Source organism: Acidithiobacillus sulfurivorans (assembly GCF_018853815.1).
In the GTDB taxonomy this organism is placed as follows: domain Bacteria; phylum Pseudomonadota; class Gammaproteobacteria; order Acidithiobacillales; family Acidithiobacillaceae; genus Acidithiobacillus; species Acidithiobacillus sulfurivorans.
In genome coordinates, this window is record NZ_JAAOMP010000073.1 from 1 (window position 1) to 21,603 (window position 21,603).

At 53.0% G+C, this 21,603-nt stretch carries 20 protein-coding genes; 14 read left to right on the plus strand and 6 right to left on the minus strand.

Annotated features, from left to right (window positions below; genetic code table 11):
• Positions 1-656, plus strand: a 656-nt coding sequence (locus HAP95_RS06100; protein WP_226832606.1) for an SGNH/GDSL hydrolase family protein, incomplete at its 5' end; no start/stop codon positions are given.
• A 26-nt stretch (positions 657-682) separates the two neighbouring features.
• On the plus strand, positions 683-2,821 hold the full coding sequence (locus HAP95_RS06105; RefSeq protein WP_215883405.1) for an acyltransferase family protein: 2,139 nt from the start codon (positions 683-685) through the stop codon (positions 2,819-2,821).
• Positions 2,822-2,974: 153 nt separating this feature from the next.
• On the opposite strand, the gene hflD is transcribed toward HAP95_RS06105, so the two are convergent.
• The 5 genes from hflD to gluQRS form a co-directional block, all read right to left on the minus strand.
• On the minus strand, positions 2,975-3,634 hold the full coding sequence (hflD, locus tag HAP95_RS06110) for a high frequency lysogenization protein HflD (RefSeq protein WP_215883406.1): 660 nt from the start codon (positions 3,632-3,634) through the stop codon (positions 2,975-2,977).
• 32 nt (positions 3,635-3,666) lie between these two features.
• Positions 3,667-6,264 carry a [protein-PII] uridylyltransferase gene (gene glnD, locus HAP95_RS06115; protein ID WP_215883407.1) on the minus strand — a complete coding sequence of 866 codons (2,598 nt, stop codon included), beginning with the start codon at positions 6,262-6,264 and terminating at the stop codon, positions 3,667-3,669.
• A 2-nt stretch (positions 6,265-6,266) separates the two neighbouring features.
• The gene (gene map / locus HAP95_RS06120; protein ID WP_215883408.1) at positions 6,267-7,076 is read right to left on the minus strand and encodes a type I methionyl aminopeptidase; all 810 of its coding nucleotides are present in this window, start codon (positions 7,074-7,076) and stop codon (positions 6,267-6,269) included.
• A gap of 28 nt (positions 7,077-7,104) precedes the next feature.
• Positions 7,105-7,803, minus strand: coding sequence for a DNA/RNA nuclease SfsA (gene sfsA, locus HAP95_RS06125; RefSeq protein ID WP_215883409.1), 699 nt, complete (start codon positions 7,801-7,803; stop codon positions 7,105-7,107).
• A 76-nt stretch (positions 7,804-7,879) separates the two neighbouring features.
• Positions 7,880-8,779, minus strand: coding sequence for a tRNA glutamyl-Q(34) synthetase GluQRS (gene gluQRS / locus HAP95_RS06130; RefSeq protein ID WP_215883410.1), 900 nt, complete (start codon positions 8,777-8,779; stop codon positions 7,880-7,882).
• A gap of 138 nt (positions 8,780-8,917) precedes the next feature.
• On the opposite strand from gluQRS, the gene HAP95_RS06135 reads away from it, so the two are divergent.
• From HAP95_RS06135 to alaS, 8 genes are all read left to right on the plus strand, one after another.
• Positions 8,918-9,160: a DUF4160 domain-containing protein gene (locus tag HAP95_RS06135; RefSeq protein ID WP_215883411.1), complete on the plus strand. Its 243-nt coding sequence runs from the start codon at positions 8,918-8,920 to the stop codon at positions 9,158-9,160.
• The gene (locus HAP95_RS06140; RefSeq protein ID WP_215883412.1) at positions 9,144-9,398 is read left to right on the plus strand and encodes a DUF2442 domain-containing protein; all 255 of its coding nucleotides are present in this window, start codon (positions 9,144-9,146) and stop codon (positions 9,396-9,398) included. The genes HAP95_RS06135 and HAP95_RS06140 overlap by 17 nt, the downstream gene beginning before the upstream one ends.
• A 29-nt stretch (positions 9,399-9,427) precedes the next feature.
• On the plus strand, positions 9,428-10,450 hold the full coding sequence (gene thiL / locus HAP95_RS06145) for a thiamine-phosphate kinase (protein ID WP_215883413.1): 1,023 nt from the start codon (positions 9,428-9,430) through the stop codon (positions 10,448-10,450).
• Positions 10,440-10,928 carry a phosphatidylglycerophosphatase A family protein gene (locus HAP95_RS06150; RefSeq protein WP_215883414.1) on the plus strand — a complete coding sequence of 163 codons (489 nt, stop codon included), beginning with the start codon at positions 10,440-10,442 and terminating at the stop codon, positions 10,926-10,928. Before thiL ends, HAP95_RS06150 begins: the two co-directional genes overlap by 11 nt.
• Positions 10,925-11,770: a CinA family protein gene (locus HAP95_RS06155; protein WP_215883415.1), complete on the plus strand. Its 846-nt coding sequence runs from the start codon at positions 10,925-10,927 to the stop codon at positions 11,768-11,770. The genes HAP95_RS06150 and HAP95_RS06155 overlap by 4 nt, the downstream gene beginning before the upstream one ends.
• A 168-nt stretch (positions 11,771-11,938) precedes the next feature.
• A complete protein-coding gene (gene recA / locus HAP95_RS06160) occupies positions 11,939-12,976 on the plus strand; it encodes a recombinase RecA (protein ID WP_215883466.1) in 1,038 nt (345 codons plus the stop codon).
• Positions 12,977-13,003: 27 nt separating this feature from the next.
• Positions 13,004-13,450: a regulatory protein RecX gene (locus HAP95_RS06165; RefSeq protein ID WP_215883467.1), complete on the plus strand. Its 447-nt coding sequence runs from the start codon at positions 13,004-13,006 to the stop codon at positions 13,448-13,450.
• 26 nt (positions 13,451-13,476) lie between these two features.
• Positions 13,477-16,110: an alanine--tRNA ligase gene (alaS, locus tag HAP95_RS06170; protein WP_215883416.1), complete on the plus strand. Its 2,634-nt coding sequence runs from the start codon at positions 13,477-13,479 to the stop codon at positions 16,108-16,110.
• Here the strand turns inward: alaS and HAP95_RS06175 are convergent.
• Entirely contained in the window at positions 16,107-16,667 is a 561-nt protein-coding gene (locus HAP95_RS06175) for a hypothetical protein (protein ID WP_215883417.1), read from the minus strand. The two genes, alaS and HAP95_RS06175, sit on opposite strands and share 4 nt — an antisense overlap.
• Positions 16,668-16,828: 161 nt before the next feature.
• On the opposite strand from HAP95_RS06175, the gene HAP95_RS06180 reads away from it, so the two are divergent.
• The 4 genes from HAP95_RS06180 (at position 16,829) to HAP95_RS06195 (ending at position 21,596) form a co-directional block, all read left to right on the plus strand.
• A complete protein-coding gene (locus HAP95_RS06180) occupies positions 16,829-17,380 on the plus strand; it encodes a sigma-70 family RNA polymerase sigma factor (RefSeq protein ID WP_215883418.1) in 552 nt (183 codons plus the stop codon).
• Positions 17,367-18,068 (plus strand): anti-sigma factor, encoded by a 702-nt coding sequence (locus tag HAP95_RS06185; RefSeq protein ID WP_215883419.1) that lies wholly within the window; start codon positions 17,367-17,369, stop codon positions 18,066-18,068. The genes HAP95_RS06180 and HAP95_RS06185 overlap by 14 nt, the downstream gene beginning before the upstream one ends.
• Positions 18,069-18,163: 95 nt before the next feature.
• Positions 18,164-18,778 carry a ferritin-like domain-containing protein gene (locus HAP95_RS06190; protein WP_215883420.1) on the plus strand — a complete coding sequence of 205 codons (615 nt, stop codon included), beginning with the start codon at positions 18,164-18,166 and terminating at the stop codon, positions 18,776-18,778.
• A gap of 214 nt (positions 18,779-18,992) precedes the next feature.
• On the plus strand, positions 18,993-21,596 hold the full coding sequence (locus HAP95_RS06195; protein WP_226832611.1) for a bifunctional diguanylate cyclase/phosphodiesterase: 2,604 nt from the start codon (positions 18,993-18,995) through the stop codon (positions 21,594-21,596).
• Positions 21,597-21,603 lie beyond the last annotated feature (7 nt).

Here is a 21,603-nt window from a genome sequence, read left to right on the forward strand (position 1 = left end):
TCCACGAGACTCTGCCTGCCCCCGTCGCGGCGGGTATGGCACCCGCCCCGCAGAAACCCGAACGTTATCTGGATCAGATGGCGATTATTGATGCGCATAAGGACTTTTCCGAATCACCCGATCCGGACTATGTATTGGATGCCCGTTCGGTGCTGCGTTTCCCTAAAACTTATCCAGTCGGTGTCATTATCATTGGTGACAGTATTTTGACCGGCTGGTCGGGATATTTTGCGCATGTGTTTCCCAATGCGCTCATCAGCGGGCGGGTGGGCAGACAGTTTTCCAGCGCGTTGCCCATCTGGAAGACCATGCAACAAACCGGGATGACCCAAGGGGTAGGTGATGTCGTCATCGAATTGGGTACGAATGGTGAAGTGTATCCTGCGGACCTGCAGCAACTACTCAAAATGCTTGGCCACCGCCAAATATTTCTGGTGATGCCGGAAATGCCCCGATCCTGGGAACATGAAGTACAACAGCTTTATCTGCAAACCGCCGCCACACACCCGAATGTGCATCTGGTACGTTGGGATCTGCTCAGCAAAAATCATCCGCAATATTTCTGGACGGACCTGGTTCATCCCAATTGGCAGGGAATTCAGGTCATGGTACATGCCATTGCCCGTGATATTAAAAAAACTGAAGACAAAAACTAATTCATAAAATTTTGCGGGATGACGGTATGCTCTATCTGGATTATCTGAAATTTCTCGCCATGGTCGGCGTCATTGGGTTTCATGTGCATGAAACCATTACTTTTGGCAGCGCATGGTTTTCTGGTGGTTATCTGGGTGTTGATGTATTTCTCTTTGTTTCCGGATACTTAATAGAGAGATCCATGCGCCATGCGCCGGATGCTGGCTTTCTGAACAGTGTGCGCACTTTCTTCAGAAGACGCCTTTCTCGTATTGTCATTCCCATGCTGGTGGTAACCTGGGTAGTTGCTCTGTTTGGTTATTACTTTCATCTGACCAGTTGGGAACCGGCTGTTTATTCATCGCTTTTTGTCTATAACTTTTATCTGATATTTCATCATATACCTTATTTTCAGACCTTTGCGATGCCGCACCCCTTTATTGGAATGTGGTTTATTTCATTATTGGTGCAGTTGTATGTTTTGCATTTTTTGCTGCGTAAAATAATTCGTAACCAGTATTTTTATTTTGTGCTGATGTTGCTATTGCTGATGGTTACGGCAGGGGGAGCATACTGGTTGGGTGTACATCATCAGCTTAATGCTGCTTATGTTTTACCTTGGCATGGTTTTTCCTATATTGCCGGGATTCTGGGTTTCATGGTTCTGAGTGGTCGTGAGGCTAAAAAAATTCCCGTCGTTTTTGATTTGTTGGTGGTCATGGCAGTGCTGGGTATTATTGTCCTGTTACTGCTGGCTCCTTATCAGAATTATGTCATATATTCTTTACCAGTATTATTGCTTACTGCAATTTATATTTATGCTGCGGAACGATCCACAGTCTTTGCACAGATAAAATGGCAGTTGGGCGGGGCTTTGGGAGAGATGTCATACTCCTTATATTTATGGAATGTTCCAGTTATTTCTTTCCTCTATTATTTTTATCATGGCGCGACTCATTACGTTTTAGTGATACTTTCTGTGTTGATTATCCTGTTGTTGTCGGTGCTTACCTATGCCTTGGTTGAAGTCAGTATACAGAATGCTTTTGGCAAGAAAGCGCGGCATCATTTTTCCCTGCAAACAGCTTTTACTGTGGCTTTGATTCTGGGTTTGGGCATTGCCGGTTGGTATGATTCAGTGGTGGTTAATCAGCAATTTATTCATGAACGCGAAAAAAATCTCCATCTGCTGTTATACAAGCATTATCAGGCGCTGAAAATTGCCCAGTTGCAAAAGCAGTTGCTGTCTATCCATCAATCAGGTGCTGCGGCTTTGGCGGGGCCGGTGGCAAACACCCTCAGTGCTGCGGATGGGTCGTCAGCTATAGCGGCTGGCTCCTTTGCCTGGCAGCCCAATCCACAACCCGGTTATCTCTATAACGGACAGGAAATGCGTCAGAATCCGGCTTACCCGGATAAGCAGGTATTGGTTGTTACGGATTCCATTCTTCTGGGATGGTCAGGTTTTGTGATTCATCAGGTTCCCAATGCCATACTGGACGGTAAAGTGGGTCGACAATTTTCGCGTGCCCCATCCGTCCTGCAGGCAGAGTTGACGCAACCTCAAAATGCAGATATTCGCTATATCGTTCTGGAGCTGGGCAGTAATGGCGATGTCTTTACCCAGGATCTGGATCGGGTCATGCGCGAAGCCGGAAATCGCAAAATATTGCTGATTATTCCCAATGTTCCCAGAGTCTGGGAAAATGAAGTTAAAGCACAGTATCTCCGCGCCAAGGCACAATATCCCAATGTTTATTTGTTGCATTGGAATCGTATCAGCCATGATCAATATAATTACTTTGATCCTGATCAGGTCCATTTGACCTGGGACGGCGCCCAAGCCCTGGTGAATGCAATGCTTGGAAAGTTGTACACCATGGGTTATCAACAACCTCAGCCGGTTGCTCATGCGCAGTCTGTTCAATCAGGTCTAGCGCATCTGGTTGCCACCAAGCCACTTAAATCCAGTACAGCAATTACAACAAGTACGCAGCCGGCGACTGCTCCCGCGCGCTCTGTCGCGGTTCAACCCCAGACCCAATCTCCACTACCTACCACCCGCATCAAATCCTTTACCATTGCGCCGCTGAGCAGTGCAGCTACTGCATCCGTCGTTAGCAATGCGATGCCGGCACAGAGGCAAAATACTGATGCTTCGGGCCTCGATAGTTTCCAAAATTAATTCGGATGCTCTGAACCCGACCGCTGCTGCGAGTTGCAGGGTTCATGCTGAAAACGGCCGATGGCCTGTGGGCTTTTTGCTCCAACGTCCCTTGCCTGTTGTTCTAAGGCGCGGGCCAAAGTCGCTGCAAAGCCCACAGGCCATCGGCCGTTTTCAGCATGAATTATTCGTAGAAAGCAACTCTTCCGCTTCCTGACAAATGCCCCGACGTTCGAGCAGGCTTCCAGGAATGTGACCACCCGCCTGCCGCCAGAGTACGGCAGCGCGAATACCGCTGAGTAGGAGCGTGCGGATACGTGCAGCATCATCAGCGTCACTTAGATAGCGGCTATCACCGCTGACGATAATGCGCGGGCGCAAGGTGCCTATAGCTTCTGTGTATGTTTGTGCCAGACCGGCAATGATACTGCTCTGCAGCGGATCACCAAAATGCTGAATTTGTCGCTGGGCCTGCTGAATACCTTCATGCACGCGCTGGGAAGCGCTCTGATTTTTTAACAGGCGTTTACTCAGGCTGCTCATCGCCATGGCATAGCGCAGCAGTTCAGCTTCCTGGGCATTGGCCGGACCGCGTTGCAGGAGCGGGCAGAGCAGGGCCAATGCCTGCCGTAAACTCTGGATGTCTCCCAGTGCCTGACGAGTATTGGCACTATCCAGGGACAGAATGCTGTGAATACAGGTGGCCAATATTAGCCCCGGTTGTTCACCACTGCGGGCAATGTTCTGTACCAGCAGGGCGCTACGGATAATTCCGGCCAGCGCCAAAGTACGATCACGGCGGCGCTCTGCTTTGGGAATCAGAAAATCCCACATGTAAATCTGCCTTTATTATTTGAAAAAATCATTTAATGTGCTTGCCCGTTGAGCATTTCATCCAGCGTGCCAGTAAGTGTTTTGCTTTGGGTTTCCGTTAATTGTCGACCTCTTTCATTGAGAATAAAAAAGGTATCTTCAACCCGTTCACCAAATGTAGACACTTTGGCGCCATGAATATTCAGCTGTAAGGTGCGTAATACCTCACCCACCCGATAAAGCAGTCCAAGATGATCGGCCGCACGCACTTCCAGCAAGGTATAGCGGGAAAGGGCGTGGTTATCCACACGGATTTCTGCGGGACGCTGGGCAAAAAAGCGATGACGTGGGTCGCGGTGGCGCAGACCAAAATGTGGTTTACTTTCGGTTTCTCCTTCGATGATGGCGCGCAGCCGCGCCGCCAGATCATGGTCGGCCTGTTCGGTTCGCGCAAAGGCGTGGCTGTTGTCAATGACCAGAAAGGTATCAATGGCTCGACCATCTTCACTGGTATCAATGCGCGCGTCGATGATGTTGAGGGACTGGCGATCCAGAGCACCGGTAATTTGCTGAAAAAGACCGGGACGGTCAGGTCCGTAAATCAGGATTTCACTGCCCTCAGGCTGGTGGGCGCGTACTGCTACCAGGGTTTTACGACTTTTATGGGCAAGAATCTGTTGAATGTGCCACAGCAGTTCATTTTCGCTGTAACGTGAAAAATAGGCCCCCGATAAATGCTGCCAGAATACTCTGGCGCGGATTTGCTCTTCCTGCGTCAGGCATTGCAACGCGTTTTCCTGACGATCCCGGACAATGTGAGGCAGGTCTTGACGGCTGCGATCTTCCTGCTGCAATTCGATAGCCGTAGCGCGATACAGGGTACTGAGCAACAAGCCTTTCCAGTCATTCCAAAGGTCCGGATTGGTGGCTCGCATGTCTGCTACGGTCAGTAACAGCAAGTAGGCCAGATGCCGTTCATCGCCGACCATTCTGGCAAAATCCTGGATGACCTGAGGATCTTCCAGGTCACGACGTTGGGAGACTGTACTCATCTGCAGGTGCTGTTCCACCAGCCAGATGATGAGTTCTGTGTCTCTTGCTGACAGCTGTAGGCGTCGGGCAAAACGTCGTGCTTCCTGTGCACCAATTTGGGAATGATCGCCGCCCCGGCCCTTGCCAATATCATGAAATAACCCGGCCAGAACCAGCAGTTCCGGTTTATCCACTTGTGCCCAGGCCTGTTTGAGTACAGACATCCGGGTTTCTTCCTGCTTATGAAGCAGTCCAATATTCCGCAGCAGAAACAGGGTGTGCTGATCGACGGTGTATACGTGAAACAGATCATGCTGAATGCGGCCGGTAATGCGTTCAAAAGCCGGAATCAGCCGCCCGAGGATGCCACATTGATGCATGATTTTCAGGCTGTCATAAGCGCCATCTGCTTGCGCCAGCAGGGCCAGGAATTCATTTCTGGCGATGGGATCTAGTTCAAGATTGCGGGGCTGGATTTTACTTCGCAACTTATAAAGCGCGCGTTGGGTCAAGGCATCCAGAGAAATGATCTGCGGGTTTTCGGCCAGCTCGCGAAACAAGCGTAATATTTTCTGCAATAATTGCGGATCATCTGCCTGGGGAAGAGGCACTGTGTTCCGGACCGGTTGTGCTGAATCTCCGCTCAGGCTGCCTTGATCAGCCAGGTAAAGGGCAATATTTTCCTGAGCAATAGCAGCGATGCGCATAATGTCGGCGAAAGCGCGATAAAGCTTTTGCATGAGCTGTTCAACCGGGCTGCGGCCAGGACGCTCCTGGTAACCCAGTACCTCGGCGAGTTGGCGTTGCTGCTCCAGGCGCAAGCGGTCTTCATGGCGGCCGCTGGCATAGTGCAGGGTGATGCGCAGGCGCGTCAGAAAAGACTGAGCCCGGAGAAGTTGCCGATATTCTTCCGGGGTGACCAGGTTTTTCTGGCGCAGGCACAGCAGGCTGCTGTCTCCAAAAATGCTACCAGTCAGCCATTGCAGTTGATGAATATCGCGAAGCCCGCCAGGACCTTCTTTCAGGTTGGGTTCCAGATGAAAAGCCGTATCGCTACAGCGGGCGTGGCGGTTTTCCTGTTCGGCGAGTTTGGCAGCAAAAAAAACTTCCGGTTTCCAGGGCGGATTGGCTCGGAGGGTTTCTTCCAGTTGATTAAATAATTTCCGTGAACCGTAAAGATAACGGGCCTCCAGAAACGTGCTGGCAATGCTGAGATCTTCTCGCGCCTTTTCCAGGCATTCCTGAACCGACCGAACACTGGAGCCCACTTCCATTTGCAAATTCCACAGCGCCGTCAGAAAGAAATGAATGAACTGCTCTTCAGCTTCCGAAAGCGTGGGTGGAGTGAGAATCAGCAGGTCAAGGTCCGAGCCGGGAAACAGGGCCCCGCGCCCATAACCACCCACTGCAATCAGGCTGAGTCTGGTTATGCTCTGCTCCTGCTGCGCTGCAGCCTGACGCCAGATTTTACGCAAGGATTTATCCAGCAAAGCACAGTGCTGGCGCAAGAGCGAGCGACTACTTTGGCGCGGGGAGAAACGGTTCTGTAATTCAGACCGTTCATTACGCAGGGTTTCCGGCACGCCCGGCAGGTTCTCGCCTGCCATGAATTCGGGCATGTTCAGATGGGATCGCCGGGGAGTTGGGTCAACACCTCGTAGCTGTCGTCGGTGACCAGAATGGTATGTTCCCATTGCGCTGAAGCACTGTGATCCTTGGTGACAATGGTCCAGCCGTCGGGCAACGCCTTGATGTGTCGTTTGCCAGCATTGATCATGGGTTCAATGGTAAACGTCATTCCCGCCACCAACTCCACGCCTTCGCCGGGGTTACCATAGTGCAGCACCTGAGGTTCATCGTGAAATACCCGGCCAATGCCGTGCCCGCAAAATTCCCGCACCACCGAGCAATGCTGAGCTTCAGCATATACCTGAATCGCATGGCCGACATCGCCCAGGGTGGCGCCCGGTCGGACTTGCTCAATGCCGCGCACCATGGCCTCGTGGGCAACTTCCATCACCCTTCTGGAGCGCAACGGCACTTCGCCAACCGTAAACATTTTGCTGCTGTCACCGTGGTAGCCATCCTTGATGACCGTCACATCAATGTTCAGCATATCCCCATCTTTCAGCACCCGATCGCCAGGAATACCGTGGCAGATGACGTGGTTGAGGGAAATACAGACCGATTTGGGGAAGGGCGGATATTCCGGACTGGGCTGATAATTCAGCGGGGCAGGAATTCCCTGTAAATCATTGACAATATAATCGTGACAAATCCGGTCCAATTCTCCGGTAGTGATTCCGGCTTTGACATGAGGCCGAATCATGTTGAGCACCATGGCGGTCAAATGCCCGGCAGTACGCATTTTTACGACTTCTTCAGGGGTTTTGATGTTGCCCTGAGGGGGATTTTTTTGACGTTGTAACATGAGATTCTCCTGGGGCGACTCAAAGCGGCTAAAAAAGTAGCTGCTCTGCCGCATCAATGACTATTTTATCAGGACTGACCCGGGTTCGGTAGGCCAGTATTTCCACACCCGCGCTGCGCGCTTCCCTGAGCGCCTGTCCATAAGCCGGATCTACGCGGTCGGCCGGGGCAAAACCCTGACCATCTTCGCGGCCAATCAAAAAAAGCATGACTGCGCGTCCGCCGTTGGTTACGACCTCGCGGAGCGCATGCAGGTGGCGCAGGGCGCGGGTGCTGACCGCATCAGGAAAACGGATGACGCCATCCGGGTCCAGCAGGGTGCAGGATTTGACTTCGACATAGCAGGGTGGACGCTGGGGGTTCTGCAAGAGGATGTCCACTCGTTCATGGCTGCCATAGGGCACCTCGCGCCGCAGCTCACCGTAATTCTGCAAGGCGGGAATCTGCCCGGTGGCAATGGCTTCGGCAACAATGTGGTTGGGTCGCTGCGTATTGATGCACACCCAACTGTTGCCACTCCAGTAAAGCTCCCAGGTCCAGGCGAGTTTGCGTTTGGGGTTATGGCTACGGGAAATGAGAATGGGTTGCCCGGGTTCTGCGCAACTGCGCATGCTTCCCGAGTTGGGACAATGAGCGGTGATTTGCTCACCCGTTTCGAGTTCGCAGTCCGCCAGGAAACGTTTGTAGCGACGAATCAGGGTGGCGGGGACCAGTTCCGGAAGATTCATCGTTGCTCCGACAGCCGTCCTAACGGCGCAGGCCAAAGTCGCTGAAAAGCCTCCAAGACAACTATCGGATCAAGATTCATAAGGGCAGCGTAACGCTTGTGGCCGTTGGATGCCAGAATGGTGTCTTGCCCCGCGCCTCTGCCAGCGCCCAGTTGCGCCATTGTTCAGCAGATGCCCCATGGAGTTCGGCGGGGGTGTCCCAGCCCAACAAGCCCAGGGTTGTTTCCCAGCCTTGTCCGGGGTTTCCTGTCCAGGCCGGGCTTTGACTGCTTTTGGAAAGCTTGCTGCTATCGGCATTACAGAGTATCGGAAGGTGCCCATATTCTGTCCGGGGCAGGTGCAGGAGGCTTTGCAAATAGCGCTGGACTCCAGTAAACGTGCGTAAGTCGCCACCACGGATGACCTCGCTCACGCCCTGTGCACCGTCATCGACCACGCAAGCCAGTAGATAAGCAAAATAATTATCGGCTCGGAGCAGAACGGGATCCCCCTGTTCGGGAGGCGTGTTCTGAGGACCGTGAAAGCGATCTTCCCAGACGGGAAACTGTTTGGGAACGCGCAGTCGCCAGGAGCGTGCTGTTCGACCCGCCGCCAGTCCATGGCGGCAGGTGCCGGGATAATTGCCGCCGTGTTGGCGGATTTCCTGACGCGTACAGGCGCAGGGGTAGGCATCACCTTCATTTATCAACTGGTCCAAGGCTTGTTGATAATAATCATGACGTTGAGACTGCCAGCAGATTGGGCCATCCCAATCAAGGCCGAGTACTTCCAGCTGACGCAAAATCGTGTCTGCAGCTCCGGGCCGCACCCGGTCCTCGTCCACATCTTCAATCCGCAGCAGCCAAAGCCCACCCTGACTGCGCGCGCTGAGATAGCTGCCAATGGCCGCAATCAGTGAACCGGCATGCAGTGGACCACTGGGGGAGGGCGCAAAGCGCCCCACGACCGGCTTTTGCCGGGCCTGTGCTTGGGGCATTGTCGGGGGCGAAAGACTGGACATGGCTTGATGAATACGCGCAGATCCCAAAAGGTTTAAAGCATTTCTGCTGACTATGGTTTATTTCGGTTTGCTGTACAATCCAAGCAAATGTAACACAGGAATGAATAGTCAGGTATGCCGGTGATTTTCCGCGTAGAAGGATATGCCTTCTTTTTCTATTCCAATGAGGGAAACCCAAGGGAGCCTCTACACATTCATGTGCGTAAAGGTGCAGCGGTTGCCAAATTCTGGTTTGATCCCGAGCTGTGTCTTGCGGAGAGTTATGGTTTGAATAGTCAGGAGCAGGGCTGGCTTGCCACAATTGTAGCCAGTCACCGGAAGGAAATTGAGGAGGCATGGCATGAATTCTTTAGCTAAATCTGTATATTTCAAGAGGGAAATGCTCTGGGTAGATTTGTTGGATGGGCGTACTTTGGGTGTGCCGCTGGCCTATTTCCCACGTTTGTTAAGGGCCAGCCCTGAGCAGCGGATGATTTACGAAATTAGTGGTGGAGGTAGCGGGCTGCACTGGCCGGAACTGGATGAAGATATTTTAGTGGAGGGATTACTTGCGGGCATTGGTGATCAGACCCGGCATCACGAAAGCGCTGCTTAAGCGCGAACAGTTTAAAAACGGAGTATTCCATGGCGGTTGGAGAGTTTGCACTCATCGAGCAGTTGCAAGGCAGGCTGGGTGGCGGCGGGAAGGGTGTACTACTGGGAATGGGAGATGATGCAGCCTGGCTGGATCCGGCTGGACAGTCTCTGGTGACCAGTATGGATACGCTGGTTGCCGGACGCCATTTTTTCGCTGATGTGGATCCCACTGATTTGGGCTGGAAAGCCCTGGCCGTGAATCTCAGCGATCTGGCCGCCATGGGTGCACAGCCGCGTTGGTGCCTGCTCAGTCTGGCTTTGCCAGTGCGTACTGAAGGCTATTCGCACTGGTTGCAAGCATTTGCCGAGGGCTGGCGTACGCTGGCTGAAAGCTCCGGCGTGGCGCTGGTAGGTGGCGATACGGTAGCAACAGATGGTCCGCTGACTTTGACTGTTACCGTATTGGGCGTGGCGGAGCAGGGCATCATGCGGCGCGATGCAGCCCGTCCCGATGATCTGATTTGGGTGACCGGGACACTGGGAGATGCAGCAGCAGCCCTGGATCTGGCATTTGTGGCTCGCAGTCTGCCGGGCTGGGATTTTGCCTGTTCGGCGGCACAGTCCGAGGCGCTGGAAGCCCGGCGCTTGCGTCCGGTCCCGCGTCTGGACTTTGGCCGGGCGGCACAGGCTGCCGGGGTGGCCTGCGCTCTGGATTGTTCTGATGGTTTTCTGGCGGATCTCAGCCATATTGTTAAGGCCTCCGGGCTGCGAGCCCGGGTTGATCTGGAACATCTGCCCCTCAGTCCGGCTTTGCGTGATTGCATTGATCAGGACTTGTCGCGTCTGCAACGCTGGCCCCTGACCGGAGGAGATGATTATGAACTTATTTTCTGTGCTCCACCGTCGCTGACCCCATCATTGATGAATATCGCGCATAGCTGTGCTTTGCCAATAACGGTAGTGGGACAGATTTTGCCGGCAGACCCGCAAGCCACTGAGCCTGTAGATGTTTGCTGGCAGGAGCAGCTCATGGTGCTACCGGATATACGGGGTCATCAGCATGTTTTCTAGGCCCTGGTATCACTGGCTGGCCTTTGGTGGCGGCAGTGGTCTTGCACCCCTTCTTCCGGGAACCATGGGTACCATTGCGGCTGTTCCGCTTTACTTGCTGCTGGTTTTGGTGCTGCACAATCTCTGGATTTACGCTGCTGTCCTTTTGATTATGATCGCTGTGGGCCCCTGGCTTTGTGGTCAGACTGCCGAAGACCTGCGTCGGGGTGCAGCCGGCAAGCGTGCCCTTGACCCACCCGCCATTGTCTGGGATGAGTGGGTGGGGCTGTTGATGACCCTGTACTGGATACCGTTCAGTTGGGTAGCCTTGGGCACAGGTTTTTTGCTGTTCCGTTTTTTCGATATGCTCAAACCCTGGCCTATTTCCTGGTTGGATCGACATATTCATGGAGGAACGGGCATTATGCTGGATGACATGGCGGCAGCGATTCCTGCTTGGCTGATTTTACAGGGGCTGCGAGCGATGGGCTGGTTATGAACAGTGGCGATTTACTTCATATTTTTCTACCCATGCGACCAGCGGTGCTACCCGACGCTCAGCGCCTGGAAGCCTGGGCCTTAAGGAGTGGAGTGCGTGCGCGCATCGAGCTGACAGCAGTTCTGCCTGATATAAAGGGCGTGGCACTGGGCATCGGTGCTTTTGCCAACGCCGATGCCTGGAAAGTCATTCCGCAGCGTGCCTTGGTCCCGGCTGGCGACTGGCAGGGTCTGCGCGATTGGGCGGAGCATTTTTTGCCGCCTTGTCCACAAAGTTTCAGTCGCTTTACCGATCAGAGTCAGGGCACAGAAATTTTACCCGGTGAATTCTGGCTCCAGGAAAAAACGCCGGAAGCTTTTGATTTATCCATGGCACCACCAGAATGGGCGCTGCTGCAACATTGCCCCAAAGCGGGTGGGCCGCGATTAGCCCTGGCCGAATCCTGCACCGGTGGCGGCCTCGCAGCCCGGATTACCGCTTTATCCGGATCATCGGCGCTTTTGCAGCACGGTATAGTGACCTACAGCAACACCGCCAAGCGCCACTTTCTTGGGGTGCAGGCAAAAACCCTGATGCGCTATGGAGCGGTATCCGAAGAAACGGCTCTGGAAATGCTCAATGGTCTCTTGCGGGAAGCCGATTTGGGCGCGGCGATTACAGGTATCGCCGGGCCTGGCGGGGCCGTGTCGGGCAAGCCGGTAGGTACGGTCTGTATTGCCTGGGGGCAGCGCAATGGCCAACAACAGGTACGAACCTGCCATTTTCGTGGCGATCGCTGGAACGTACAGTATGCATCCGGATCGGTGGCGTTGGGTGGTTTGCTGAGTTTGCTGGGTGGATGAAAGATTTATCCTGGGCGTCTTTGCCCATTCCGGTTGCTCAGGTAGAATGCCCGAAAATGTGGATTTGATAACCGGGTCGGTCAATACCCGGATGCCCGGAGCAGGCCGCTGCAAAAACGGGTTATGCCCGAGTGGAATACTCTTCTCAATTCAGAAAAGGACAACATGATGGATGATCAACGCAGCAAGGCCCTTGCGGCCGCTTTGTCGCAGATTGACAAGCAGTTTGGAAAAGGCGCGGTGATGCGCCTGGGTGATCACGATGCCATCAAGGACATTGCCGTTTACTCCACCGGCTCTCTGGGTCTGGACTTGGCTTTGGGTGTTGGGGGGCTGCCAAGAGGTCGGGTGGTCGAAATTTATGGACCGGAATCTTCCGGTAAAACCACGCTGACCCTGCATGCCATTGCCAGTTGTCAGCAGGCCGGGGGCACTGCGGCCTTTATTGATGCAGAACATGCCCTGGATCCCGGCTATGCCCACAAGCTTGGGGTTGATCTGGAAAATCTGCTGGTTTCCCAGCCGGATACAGGTGAGCAGGCACTGGAAATTGCCGACATGCTGGTGCGTTCTGGAGCCGTGGACCTGATTGTGGTGGACTCGGTAGCTGCCCTGACGCCCAAGGCGGAAATTGAAGGCGATATGGGCGACTCGCACGTTGGCCTGCAGGCTCGTTTGATGAGTCAGGCCCTGCGCAAGCTCACGGCCAATATCTCCCGAACCAATACTCTGGTCATTTTCATCAATCAGATCCGCATGAAAATCGGGGTCATGTATGGCAGCCCGGAAACCACGACTGGGGGTAATGCCCTGAAATTCTATGCTTCCGTACGCCTCGATATTCGCCGGATTGGTGCCATCAAAAAAGGCGACGAGGTCATGGGGAATGATACCCGGGTCAAGGTCGTCAAAAACAAAGTGGCACCGCCGTTCCGCGAAGCCGAGTTTGCCATTTATTACGGCGAGGGGATTTCCCGCTTTTCGGAGTTGGTAGACCTGGGCGTCAAGTTTGAAATTGTGGAAAAAAGTGGCGCCTGGTACTCCTATCAGGGTGAACGTATTGGTCAGGGTAAGGATAATGCCCGTCAGTATCTGAAGGAGCACAAGGAACTGGCGGCCAGAATCGAGCAACAGGTCCGTGCTGCTGCGGCCGGTAGTCCGCTGGCATTTACGGATGATGTCGTGGAGCCTGCGGCAGCCGAATAATTGGCCAGCCATTCTCCTGCCGATCCCATGACCATCGCCCTGCGCCTGCTGGCGCGCAGGGAATACAGTCGTAAGGAGTTGCAGGACAAGCTGCTCCACGCAGGTTTTGATGATTTGCAGGTACAGATGGTGCTCGACAGCTTGAAATCATCCGGTTATCAGGATGACCAGCGTTACATGGAAATGCTGACCCGAACCCGACTGCGACAGGGGCATGGCCCCTTACGCCTGCGTCAGGATTTACAGCGGGCGGGGGTTGACGTTAAAGAGCAAGATGGTGCGGCAGCACAAAGCGTCAACTGGCAGGTACAGGCGCAGGCCGCTTACCGAAAACGTTTTGGTAACACAGCCCCAGAAGATGCCCGGGAATATGCCCGGCGTGCACGTTTTTTGGCGGGACGAGGATTTTTGCCCGAACAGATACGACGCGTACTGGCGGACTTGGGCAAAAATGCGGATGATTTTAACGACTAGATTTTTTTATGGATGACGGAAGACCGATGCAAGCGCAAGCCATTCGCCAAGCTTTTCTGGATTATTTTGTGGAACAGGGCCATCAGATTGTGCCCTCCAGTTCGCTGATTCCCCGCAATGATCCGACCCTACTGTTTACCAATGCCGGTATGGTTCCTTTCAAGGACGTGTTCCTGGGTCTGGAGCAACGTCCCTACCAGCGCGCCGTATCTTCCCAGCGCTGCATGCGGGCGGGCGGAAAACACAATGACCTGGAAAACGTGGGTTATACGGCCCGCCATCACACCTTTTTCGAAATGCTCGGCAATTTTTCCTTCGGGGATTATTTCAAGCGCGAGGTCATCGCTTTTGCCTGGCGATTTCTGACGGAAAAACTGGAGCTTCCGGCGGCTAAGCTCTGGATTACGGTTTATGAAGAAGACGACGAAGCCGCTGAGATCTGGATCAATGAAATGGGTATTGATCCAGCGCGCATTTCCCGTTGTGGCGCGAAAGACAATTTCTGGAGTATGGGAGATACGGGTCCTTGCGGTCCTTGCTCGGAAATTTTTTATGACCACGGCCCGGATGTTCCGGGAGGCCCTCCCGGTAGCCCTGAAGAAGACGGGGATCGTTATATTGAAATCTGGAATCTGGTTTTCATGCAGTATGACCGCGACAGCAGTGGGAAACTGACCCCGCTCCCCAAACCTTCCGTGGATACCGGCATGGGTCTGGAACGTCTCGCGGCCGTTCTGCAGGGTGTCCACAATAATTACGACACGGATCTATTCAAGCCCTTGATTGCGGCAGCGGCCGAAATTTCCGGCAAAACCTATGGTCAGGATGCCGCAACAGATACCAGTCTGCGGGTACTCGCCGACCATATTCGTGCCTGCAGTTTTCTGATTACGGACGGTGTACTGCCGGCCAATGAAGGAAGAGGTTATGTTTTGCGGCGCATTATTCGGCGCGCGGTCAGGCATGGTCGCAAGCTGGGCATGGAAAGCGTGTTTTTTCATAAACTGGTTGCGCCACTGGTACGCGAAATGGGGACGGCCTTTCCTGAACTGGCCCATGCACAGCGTGATGTAGAACGTGCTTTGGAGCGTGAGGAAACCCGTTTCCGGGAAACCCTGGAACGTGGCCTGAGCCTGCTGGAAGACGCCATTTCCGGACTGCCCGCCGATGCGGCTATCCCCGGTGAGATTATCTTCCGATTAGCCGATACCTATGGTTTTCCGGTGGATTTAACCGCAGACATTGCACGGGAAAGAAAGTTGCGTATGGACATGGAAGGCTATGAAGTGGCCATGAGTGAGCAGCGCAATCGTTCCCGCGCCGCCTGGAGTGGCAGTGGCGAAGTCAAAACCGAGCGGATTTATCATGACCTCGCCATGCGTTTTTCCGCCACACAATTTACGGGTTATACCCAATGTGTGGGTGAGGGAAAAGTGCTGGCCTTGTTGCGTGATGGCGAAGAAGTGGCTTTTCTTGACGCCGGGGACAAGGGCGTCGTCATTCTGGATCAGACGCCGTTTTATGGAGAATCGGGCGGACAGTCGGGTGATCGCGGCGAATTGCAGTCGGAAAATGCCGTATTTCTGGTGAATGACACCCAAAAACCCATGGGTAGTTTGCATGTGCATGTGGGTGTGCTGCAGTCGGGTCGTCTCCAGACAGGAGATACCTTGCTGGCCAGTGTGGATGAACTGGCCCGACGGGCGACCGCTGCCCATCATTCCGCCACCCATCTGCTCCATGCAGCTTTGCGCAATATTCTTGGTTCTCATGTCCAGCAGAAAGGTTCGCTGGTCAATCCGGAGCGACTGCGCTTTGATTTCAGTCATTCCGAACCCTTGACTTCCGCACAGTTGCAGGAGATAGAGCGCAGCGTTAATGCGGTGATTCGTGAAAATTACGCTGCCGATACGCAGGTTCTGCCCATTGCCGAAGCCCAGTCTCTGGGCGCCATGGCGCTGTTCGGTGAAAAGTACGGCGATGAAGTCCGCGTGGTGCGCATGGGCGACTTTTCACTGGAACTCTGTGGTGGCACGCATGTGCAGGCGCTTGGGGATATGGGGGTTTTCAAGATTCTCAGCGAAAGCGGCGTAGCGGCGGGTATTCGTCGTATTGAAGCCGTAGTCGGAGCGGCGGCTCTGGAGCTTATCCAGCGCGATGAACAACGTCTGCAGAGCGCAGCCAGCTTGCTCAAAGTGGCACCAGCAGATCTGGATCAGCGTCTGGCTCAGACCCTCGAGCGTTTGCGTCAGCTCGAAAAAGAATTAGAGAAAATCAAGCGGGATGAAGCAGCGCGGGCGGGTGCGGATCTCGCTGCCCAGAGTGAGGAAGTGGCTGGCGTGCCGGTTCTCATCAGCCGTCTGGAGGGTATGGATGGCAAGGCCTTGCGTGATGCGCTGGATCGTCTGCGCAGTCAGCTTCCCGAAGCCGTGATTGTCCTGGCCGGGGTTGAAGGAGAAAAAGTGGCCCTAATCGCTGCTGTTGCGAAAAGCTTGGCAGGCCGTATTCACGCCGGTGATCTGGTGAATGTGGTAGCTTTGCCGCTGGGTGGTAAAGGTGGCGGCCGACCCGACATGGCCCAGGCTGGTGCCGGTAATCCGGCGGCACTGGATGATGCTCTCCAGGCCGCCCGCGATTGGGTCAAAAGCAAGCTGGCCTAGTTGTTGCGCTGCCAGGGCTGGCCGTTGTCCTGATGCTGATGTCCACGGTTCGGTTTTGAACCTGGCTGCCCCGGACTATTATCGGGGCGACCATGTTCGGGCCTGCCTCCCGGGCGATTGAACTCTGGACGTCCGGGGGCCGGACGGAAATGCCGCCAATGCGGGTCTCGGGAATAGCGGCCAGCATCTCTTTGGACGCGCTGCCAGTCGCGATGATTCCAGCGTCGCAATGCGGGCGGCGGAGCCGCTATGGGGCGCCATGGGCCACGATAGCCCGGACCCGACCACCAGCGGTTGCCGTAATAATAGTAGTAGTTGGAACCCTGATAAAAAATGGGTTGCGAAGCACCATAGGCCGCATAAACACCCAGATTGCTCAGCCAGACCATCAAGGGCGGCGCCGTGAGAATGGCTGGGGGGTACCCTGGTGCAGCATACACTGGCTGGGTTCCTACATTGAGCTGTATATCCACGGGGCCAGCAAAGGCGGCACTACTCAATCCCAGTCCCGCCAGCACGGTGCTGGTCAAAAGACTTTTTATCCACAATTTTTTCATGATTATCATCCTCTCCGAAAAATATTCAAATGCGACTACATGTTACAGGAGAAAGTTTTTTGCGCTATGCTTTCGCCTGTGAAATACAGATTAAGGTGTGTTGTCCCATGAATCGAGATGTAAAATGTAAATTTTTGTTTATCAGGTTACGGTGATAACCGGTGCCTGAAGTCGCCGAACTGGAAAAACTTTTGCAGAAAGTGGCGCTTGCTGATCAGCAAGCCTTCCGTGATTTTTACGATGCTACGGCTGCGCATCTGTTTCCCGTTGCTTTGCGTATTTTAAGAGAGCAGGGCCGTGCTGCCGATTGTTTACAGGATGCGTTTGTGAAAATCTGGTTAAAAGCGGGAGAATACCAGGCAGGCCGAGGCGCTCCCATGGCTTGGGCAGCGGCTATTGTCCGCTATCAGGCTATTGATGAATTAAGACGACTTCCCAAAGATCAGCCAGGTTGGGAAGACGAAAACTGGGAGCAGTGGGGAGAACAGGAATTATCTGCTGACCCCCGGATGGTTTCGGAAAAGCAACTTTTATTGGATTGTCTGGAACAACTTCCCAGTGATCAAAGGCAGGCTATTTCCCAGGCTTTTTATCGCGCAGCCAGTTACGACGAAGTGGCGCGTTTTGCTGGTGAAGCTTTGGGTACGGTCAAAAGCTGGATTCGTCGGGGACTTTTAAGCTTGAGAGACTGTTTGCATCATGAATCTGAATAAGTGGCCAAAGCTTGCGGACCTGCTCGCGGGTTCCTACGTACTGGGGACCTTGCGCGGGCGGGCACGGCTGCGTTTTGCCCACATGCTCCGCTCTCGCCCGTGGCTGGCAACCCGGGTGGCAGAGTGGGAAGACACCTTGATGCCCTACAGTTTGCAAGAGCAACCCATTGCTCCTCCGCGTTCAGTCTGGCAGGGGGTTGCAGCAGAGTTGCCGTCACGCTCCTCTACTGCCGTTGCAGGCCGTCCTGTTTCCTGGTGGCAGAAGCTGGGGCTTTGGCGCGCCATGTCGGCCGGCCTGGCGCTGGCACTGGTTCTTCTGCTTCTCTGGCCAGCACCGCCGCGTATGCCCTATATGGCGGTGCTGAACAATACATCGGGTCAGGCCGTGTGGATGCTGCGAGCCAATGATCATCACATGGCCTTGGTGACCATGCGCAAAATGTCTTTGCCTGCCGATAAATCCTTGCAGCTCTGGGCCATTATTCCGGGCAAAAAGCCCATATCCATGGGGTTGTTGCCGACCCATCCAGGGCGCACACCGATACTGGTGACTCCAGACCATCTGGATATGCGTTCGGTTGCCCTGATTGCGGTGACTATGGAGCCAGAAGGTGGTTCGCCAACGGGCCAGCCGACTACGACCGTATTATATAAGGCAGACATTCTATCGACGCATTTAAGTAGTTGAGTCTGCAATAATCATCATATTGCATCCAAGTATGGAGCGAATGCGTATTTAGTTTGAGGATGGCAATATTGCTGTCACGTGCTCAGGAGAACGTCATGAAAGAAATGGAAAATCAAGGTTTGGATCGTCGGGATTTTTTCAAAAAAAGTGCATTGTTTGGGCTGGGACTGGCTGCGGTCAGTAGTTTAACCATGCCCGCTCTGGCGGAAGCGGCTGTCATGCCCAAAGGCCCGAAGCATGATTTATATTTGCTGAACTTTGCCCTGAATGCGGAACATCAGGCTATTGCTGCTTATCAGGTCGGGGCCGAAAGCAAGCTGCTGGATCCGGCTTTGCTTAAAGTAGCCCTGTCATTTCAGGCAGATCATGAAGCCCATGCGGCTATTCTTGCCGAAACTATTAAGAAGCTGGGTGGGACTCCGGTTGCTCCGAAAGTTTCTCTAAAAGCGCCGATGACCGAACTGGCCAGTAAGTGGGGATTTCCTCTGGATAAGCTGAAAACCCAGAATGATGTTTTGCATTTTGCTGCCGGTCTGGAAGTTGGTGCTGCCAAGGCCTATCTGGGAACGGTACCCGAGTTCAGTAATCCGGAACTGGCCCATGCAGCAGCCAATATTGAAGGGGATGAAGCCATGCATTTTGCGGTGTTGCGCAGTGCTCTTGGAGAATTCCCCGTGCCAGCGGCTTTTATCTCCGCCATGCCCAGTTAAAGTTACATAGCCACATCGCAGCAGCCTGCATCGCTTGCACAGTGATGCAGGTTTTCTACACGCCTTGAAATTAATCTGAAATTTGGCTAAAAGTATTGAATCATTCCAATGGTTCATAATTATGCCCATGCCGCACCACGGAAAAAAAATTGATGTATCGAAAAATTACAGCAGAAGATTATTAGGGTTCTCTGTTTGGAGCTTTTTTTTGCTGATGGGTCTTTCCTGGGTTTTGGTTGGCTTTTATACCTGGGATCGGGTTAAGACCCAGGAGATCAGTAATCTACGGATATTGTCAGTTGCTCTTGCCCATAGTACTTCGCAAAGTGTTTTTAATGTTCAGTCCTCCCTGGATTTGCTTGCGGACAGTCTTCGCAATATCTCGCCTGGTCGAGATTTGAATTTGTCTCACCGGTTAAAAAACTATCTGCAGGCACAGCCAGAAATACAGAATATCACCGTGACGGATAGCAAGGGGCGGGTTCTCTCAGAAGCATCCCACAAAGATTATCTCAGTACGCACTCGTTGGCCATGAAAAATGTCCGTTATTATTTTCTAAAAAGCGGTTTTTATATTGGCTCTTTGTTTCCGGATATCCAGAAAAAGCTCTGGTATATTCCATTCAAACGTCTCGTACCATTAAAGAATCATCAGGTGATAACTATTGTTGTTTTGCTGCCCTTGGTTGATGGAGCCTTCAAATGCTGGATGGGCTACCCTTTGCAGGCACATACCGGGTTGTTTTTACTAAGGCGGGATGGATACCTGGAGGCCCGTGATCCGCCACCGGACAAGACCTCATTTGGTATTCGCCAAACTGGAATTGCCGCTCGCTACGTAGCTGCTCATACGCATTCGATGGGTGGCGTTTATATGGGTTATTCAAAAGCGGTAGGCCAATGGCGTCTCGGGGCGGTTGAAGATGTACCGAATTATCCGTTAGTGGCCGGAGCCAGTACCTTGCGCAGCACATTATGGGATATGTGGGCGCGCAGTATGATTGGTCCTTCATTGGTGATTGTCTTCTTGGCTTTATTGGGATTGCTGGTTTATCGTTACGTTAGGCATTACACGGAACTTCAGGAAAAGCTCCGCATTGATGCTGAAACGGCCATCTGGGAAGCCAAGGAGCGGGCCGAGGTTACTTTATCCTCTATTGGTGATGCGGTGATTACCACAGATACTGAGGCCCGCGTGACGGGCGCTAATTCAGCGGCCGAAAATTTATTGGGGAAAAATATTTCCGAGATTCGTGGAGAGTCACTGGATAATGTATTTAAAATCATCAATGAAACTACCCGAGAAAAGGTTGCCAATCCCGTTCATCGGGTGCTTGAAGAGGGCCGAATCATCGGCCTTGCCAATCATACCACGCTGATCAGCGCAGATGGTCACGAATATGCTATTGAAGACTCGGCAGCTCCTATTCGTTCTCGTACTGGGCAAATACTGGGTGTGGTTCTGGTTTTTCATGACGTTTCTCAAAGGCGGCAATTAGCCGATCAGCTTGCCCATCAGGCCGGACATGATGCTCTCACGCAATTGCCGAATAGACGCTTGTTTCAGCAACATTTGGACGCAGCCTGTCAAATGAGTCCGGGAGTAAATCCCTTTTTTGTAGCTATTTTGGATCTGGACGGGTTTAAGCAAATCAATGATCTCTTTGGTCATGATAGTGGTGACGTGCTGCTTTGTGCTCTGGCGAAACGTATGGAGCACATTTTTGGTAAGCAAAATATTATCGCGCGTTTGGGTGGCGATGAGTTTGGTTTGATCCTGTACAAGCCTTCTCAAATAAAAGAGATTGATGTTTTGCTCACGCAGGCCTTGGGGAAAATCAGTGAGCCGGTAGAAGTTCTGGGTAGCCTTGTGACGGTTTCGGCAACTATTGGTATCTCTTCTTTCCCCTCGGATGCTGATAATCCAGGACAGTTATTACGCTTGGCAGACCTCGCGATGTACGCCGCCAAGGCCGCAGGACGAAATGGTTATGTGTTTTACAATGAAGCATTAGAAGCGAAACAGCAGCTTATCGCCGAAGGAATACATATGGCTGAGCAGGCGTTAGCGGATAATCGTTTTGTCCTTTGGTATCAACCGCTGGTTGCTTTGCATGGGCATGTACTGGGTGTGGAGGCTCTGTTACGTTTGGACACGGGTAGAGCAGAAGGTCTGCTCAATCCCGGTCATTTTTTTAGTGCACTGGATCACCCCTTACTGGCGCGCAAAATCGGGCGTTTTGTGCTGAATACGGCAGTGCATCAAGGGATGCTTTGGCTTAATCAAGGTTTTTCCCTGCGGGTCGGTATCAATATTAGTGCCCGGCATCTTCTGGACTCCGAATTTATGCAGGATATTCATGCTATTTTAGCCCGGTATCCAGATTTTCCTCGGGAGCTGATTGAACTGGAAGTAACAGAAAGTGCGCCGATGCTTGATTTTCCCTCAGCCATTAGTACCTTGCAGGCGATTAATGCTTTGGGAATTCATATTGCCCTGGATGATTTCGGCACTGGAAATGCGTCTTTAACCTATCTTCAGAGATTGCCAGCACAAACCATTAAAATTGATCAGAGTTTTGTGCGCGACATTCTTGTTGATAACAAAGATTTAGCCATTGTTGCCGGGGTTACTTCCACTGCGCAGGCATTGGGCCTGGAAATTGTGGCCGAAGGTGTAGAAAGCCTGGGACATGCGCGCAAGCTCGCAGACCTCGGCGTGAATGTATTACAGGGTTTTGCTATAGCAGAGCCTATGCCAGCCGAGAAAATCTCGAATTGGGTAAAGAATTATAAACCCATTTTCTGCGCTGATTGATGGGTGC

Coding starts and splice junctions, on each gene's coding strand:
- HAP95_RS06105 (WP_215883405.1), top strand. CDS start 683: ATGCTCTATCTGGATTATCTGAAATTTCTCGCCATGGTCGGCGTCATT.
- hflD (WP_215883406.1), bottom strand. CDS start 3,634: ATGTGGGATTTTCTGATTCCCAAAGCAGAGCGCCGCCGTGATCGTACT.
- glnD (WP_215883407.1), bottom strand. CDS start 6,264: ATGCCCGAATTCATGGCAGGCGAGAACCTGCCGGGCGTGCCGGAAACC.
- map (WP_215883408.1), bottom strand. CDS start 7,076: ATGTTACAACGTCAAAAAAATCCCCCTCAGGGCAACATCAAAACCCCT.
- sfsA (WP_215883409.1), bottom strand. CDS start 7,803: ATGAATCTTCCGGAACTGGTCCCCGCCACCCTGATTCGTCGCTACAAA.
- gluQRS (WP_215883410.1), bottom strand. CDS start 8,779: ATGCCCCAAGCACAGGCCCGGCAAAAGCCGGTCGTGGGGCGCTTTGCG.
- HAP95_RS06135 (WP_215883411.1), top strand. CDS start 8,918: ATGCCGGTGATTTTCCGCGTAGAAGGATATGCCTTCTTTTTCTATTCC.
- HAP95_RS06140 (WP_215883412.1), top strand. CDS start 9,144: ATGAATTCTTTAGCTAAATCTGTATATTTCAAGAGGGAAATGCTCTGG.
- thiL (WP_215883413.1), top strand. CDS start 9,428: ATGGCGGTTGGAGAGTTTGCACTCATCGAGCAGTTGCAAGGCAGGCTG.
- HAP95_RS06150 (WP_215883414.1), top strand. CDS start 10,440: ATGTTTTCTAGGCCCTGGTATCACTGGCTGGCCTTTGGTGGCGGCAGT.
- HAP95_RS06155 (WP_215883415.1), top strand. CDS start 10,925: ATGAACAGTGGCGATTTACTTCATATTTTTCTACCCATGCGACCAGCG.
- recA (WP_215883466.1), top strand. CDS start 11,939: ATGGATGATCAACGCAGCAAGGCCCTTGCGGCCGCTTTGTCGCAGATT.
- HAP95_RS06165 (WP_215883467.1), top strand. CDS start 13,004: ATGACCATCGCCCTGCGCCTGCTGGCGCGCAGGGAATACAGTCGTAAG.
- alaS (WP_215883416.1), top strand. CDS start 13,477: ATGCAAGCGCAAGCCATTCGCCAAGCTTTTCTGGATTATTTTGTGGAA.
- HAP95_RS06175 (WP_215883417.1), bottom strand. CDS start 16,667: ATGAAAAAATTGTGGATAAAAAGTCTTTTGACCAGCACCGTGCTGGCG.
- HAP95_RS06185 (WP_215883419.1), top strand. CDS start 17,367: ATGAATCTGAATAAGTGGCCAAAGCTTGCGGACCTGCTCGCGGGTTCC.
- HAP95_RS06190 (WP_215883420.1), top strand. CDS start 18,164: ATGAAAGAAATGGAAAATCAAGGTTTGGATCGTCGGGATTTTTTCAAA.
- HAP95_RS06195 (WP_226832611.1), top strand. CDS start 18,993: ATGGGTCTTTCCTGGGTTTTGGTTGGCTTTTATACCTGGGATCGGGTT.